This is a genomic window from Paenibacillus sp. A3 (assembly GCF_001399685.1).
In the GTDB taxonomy this organism is placed as follows: domain Bacteria; phylum Bacillota; class Bacilli; order Paenibacillales; family NBRC-103111; genus Paenibacillus_G.
In genome coordinates, this window is record NZ_JTHN01000297.1 from 1 (window position 1) to 4,011 (window position 4,011).

Annotated in this window: 3 protein-coding genes; all 3 read right to left on the reverse strand. The window is 52.0% G+C overall.

The genetic code is table 11. From position 1 onward, the window contains the following. Window positions 1-224: 224 nt before the first annotated feature. Window positions 225-1,691: an ABC transporter substrate-binding protein gene (locus QJ48_RS33380; protein WP_054977608.1), complete on the reverse strand. Its 1,467-nt coding sequence runs from the start codon at window positions 1,689-1,691 to the stop codon at window positions 225-227. 58 nt (window positions 1,692-1,749) lie between these two features. Beyond that, window positions 1,750-3,195, reverse strand: coding sequence for an ABC transporter substrate-binding protein (locus tag QJ48_RS33385; protein ID WP_054977609.1), 1,446 nt, complete (start codon window positions 3,193-3,195; stop codon window positions 1,750-1,752). A gap of 56 nt (window positions 3,196-3,251) precedes the next feature. Beyond that, window positions 3,252-4,011: ABC transporter ATP-binding protein (locus QJ48_RS33390; protein WP_054977610.1), on the reverse strand; the 760-nt coding region annotated here is incomplete at its 5' end.

The window sequence follows — 4,011 nt, forward strand, 5'->3', positions numbered from 1 at the left end:
TGCCGGAGCGGTCCCTGTCGAGACGGTCGCCGTTGTTCCCGAAGGCGGGGTCGTGCCGCCGCCCTCCGCCGCAAAGGCGGGGAGCGCCGACCCGAAGGCAAGTACAGCTGCCAGCAGAACTATGCAAGTTTTATATCGTTTGCGTTTGGAATTCATCTTGTTGTTCCTCCTTGTTGAGTTTCACTCCGAACGTACTGCCCGCATTCTTGCTGAGAAGGGACATCTTATCCCCCCTGCATCATCGAATCAAACTGAGCATTCGGATTCTCTTTAATTTTTTGCAGCATCGCATCGCCTTCCGTTTGCCATTGCTTGAGCGCATCGCGCACTTGCAGCTTATTCTGGACGACTTGCTGGAATTTTTGTGAGCCGAGGCGTTCCACTTCGTACAAGCCCGGTTTTTCACGATAAATCTTGTAGTCCCGGCTTGGCGCAGGAAGCAGTGTCGTGAACGCTTTGATATTGAACTCCGCACCGTCCTTCGGCTTGATGTACTTTTGACGAGACACCAAATTTTGGGTACTGCTGCCTTTCAGGCGGGCCCATTCCTCGCTGTTGATAAATTTGATGAATTTCCAGGCGTCCTCGGCGTTTTGCGCCTTGGCGTTAATGCCCATCAGACCGTCCAGACTGATGTTGCCGCCGTATTCAGGCGCTTCCTGATGCACAGGCACCGTAACGACATCCCACTCGAACGGGGTGAGGCCTTTGATGTTCGCCGCATTTTTCATGACGTTCGTATACTGGCCAATTTGATAGTAGTTGACGATAGACATCGCTACACGGCCGGATAAGAAATCGTCGTCCATGAACGGGTTGTAGTCTTCGTTTGGCCCAGGATTGCGCCGCTTGGAGAAGTCGACCGGCTCAGGCAAAATTTTCTCGGTTTTCAGCTGCAGCAGCGTTTTCCATACTTTTTCCCATTGATCGGAGTCGACGCTCATCTTCTCGCCTTTATCGTCGAAAGTTTTGAGATCAAGTGGCGCCGTATACATATGTGTCGCATAGAAAATGTCATCGCCCATGTTGTGCGGCGAGAACGAGAAACCGTACTTGCGGTTTTCCCCTTCCCCTTTCGCCAATCTGCGGGCCAGATCGAATGTTTGATCCCACGTCATTTTGTCGGTCGGGTACTGAACTCCGGCTTCGTCGAATATTTTTTTATTGTAAATCAGCGCGGAAGAATAGAAGGTCGGCGCCAGCGCATAAATTTTGCCGTCGCCCGCCTTTTTGATGCCCTCGATGACGGCAGGAACGAGATCGGACGTATCGAATTTGTCCTTCGCGATGTCCTGATCGAGCTGCTTCAGCATATTGTTGCTGATCAGCTCCGGCATCTGATCATATCCAAACATCACGACATCGGGCGGATTGTCGCCCGCCATTTCTTCCTTCAACTTATCCATCGGATCTTTCGGCTTTTCCTTCGGATCCGGCCGGCCTCCATACATGTAACGGTCGTCCGATGTCGAGATGAATTCAAGCTTGATGTTCGGATTCGCGAATTCGAACAATTCGGTGAAGCGTTGGCGGAAATACTCGTTGTCTCCGCCATATCCCATGGTTGCGATCCGAAGCGTTTTCTCGGTTTTGCTGTCCCCGCTGTCAGATTTCGTGCAAGCAACCAGTGTCGGCGCCATCAAGCCGACGCAGAGCGATACAGCCACCGTCTTCTTAACATATTTTTGCATTCTCAGGATCCCTCCGGATTGGTTTCTATGTATGAATCAAGGCAGTTTTAACAAAAGATTAATGATCGACAGACGCATTCGGGTTGTCTTTCATCTTCTGGAGCAAGGCATCCCCCTCGCTTTGCCATTGTTTCAGCGCCTCGCGAACCTGAAGGTTATTGACACTGACGTCTTGCAATTTGCGGTTGCCGATCGTTCTTACCTGGTACAAGTTCGGCAGCTTGCGATACAGCTTGTCTTCGACGGCCGGCGCCGGAAGCAGCGTCGTGAACGCTTTGATATTGAACTCCGCTCCGTCTTTCGGCTTAATATATTTTTGCCGGGCCATGAGGCTGCTGGAACTGCTTCCTTTAAGACGGGCCCACTCCTCGCCGTTGATGAACTTGATGAACTTCCATGCGTCTTCCGTATTTTGGGCCTTGGCGCTAATTCCCATCAAACCGTCCAATCGGATTCCGTATCCGTTCTCCGGCGTTTCGGGATGAACGGGTATCGTGACGACATCCCAATCGAACGGGGTCAAGCCTTTATAATTGTGCGCATTTTTCATAACGTTGGCAACCGATCCAACATCTCTGTAGTCAATAAGCGACATCGCGACACGGCCTGACAGGAACTCGTCGTCTTGAAAAGGGTGATCCTCGTTCGATCCTCGTCTTTTTAGATCATCAGACGGCTGCGGTAAAAGCTTTTCCGTCTTCAGCTGCAGCAGTGTTTTCCACACTTTTTCCCATTGATCGGAATCCACCGTCATTTTCTCCGCGTTATCGTCAAACATTCTCAACTGCAAAGGCTCGGTGTACACTCGCATTCCATAATTCAGATTGCTAGCCCTGCTGCTGAAGGTCGAAAATGCAAAGCCGAATTTCCGGTTCGCTCCCTCCCCTTTGGATAATCTCCGGGCCAGATCGAATGTTTGATCCCAAGTGATTTTGTCGGCCGGGTACGGAACCCCTGCCTCATCGAACATTTTTTTATTGTAAATAAGCGCGTAAGAATCAAAAGTCGGAGCCAGCGCATAAATTTTGCCGTCGCCTGCCCTTTTGATGCCCTCGATGACAGGAGGAGCGATATCGCTCGTATCGAATTTGTCCTTGGCGATATCCTGATCGAGCTGTTTTAGCACGTTGCTGCTGACAAGCTCCGGCAGATGATCGTAATCGATCATGACGACATCTGGCGGATTGTCGCCCGTCATCAATTCGCTCAGTCGATCCGCCGGGTCCTTGGGCTTGTCGTTCGGATCGGAGGATTCGCTATACCTAAACCGTTCGTCCAAGGTCGAAACGAATTCCAGCTTAATGTTCGGATTGGCAAATTCGAACAATTCGGTAAACTGCTGCCGGAAATACTCGTTTTCATTGACGTAATCGTTTGTCGCAATCCGGAGTACTCTTTCGCTTTTACCGTCTCCGCTGCTCGTTTTGGTGCAAGCCGTTAACGTCGACGCCAACAACCCGGCGCTTAGTGAAAGCAGCACCGTTCTCCTAGCGTACTTGTTCATATTTCAGATCCTTATCGGTTAATTATGTATATCTCGGCTTCCCGAAATCCTTCATGCTAATCCAGTGACTTCGGCGTACGTATAATGATTTTCTCCCCGTCGAATTCCATCGATGCCTTTCCTTCGATCCCGAGCGCCTGCAAATACGCCCTCGGAATTTGAAGCCGTCCCGCCCGGTCGAGCACGACATATTCTTCATGGACATCGTGAATCGACCCATGCGATGCCGCCGCTTCGCCTTCGGCGTCCAGGTTCGGGTTGCGCTTAACGAATTCGGTGCTGGTCATCCCGTCGCGGATGGCGACGACGCGGTCCACTTTGCCGGCGAGCGCCATATCGTGGGTTACGATAACAATGGTCACGCCAAGCTCAGAATTCAGATGCCGGAAAATGTCCATGATCATATCCGACGTCCGCGTATCGACGGAACCGGTCGGTTCGTCGGCCAATAGCAAGGACGGGCGATTCGCAAGCGCAATGGCAATCGCCACCCGCTGCTGCTCACCGCCGGACAGCTGCTGCAGCTTGTTGTTAAGCCGCTCTTTGAGGCCGACCCACTCCAACAGCTGCTTCGCATAGGCGCGATCGTACTGGCCGCTGAGTATCATCGGCATTTCCACATTCTCAAGCGCCGTCAAGTAAGGAATGAGGTTGCGCGCATTGTTCTGCCAGATGAAGCCGACGGTTTTGCGCTTGTACTGCACCAGTTCGTCGTCCGTTATTTTCAGCAGGTTCCATTCGCCTACTCGCACCTGGCCGGCGGAGGGGCGGTCCAGCCCCCCCAAAATGTTCAGTAACGTCGACTTGCCGCTGCCG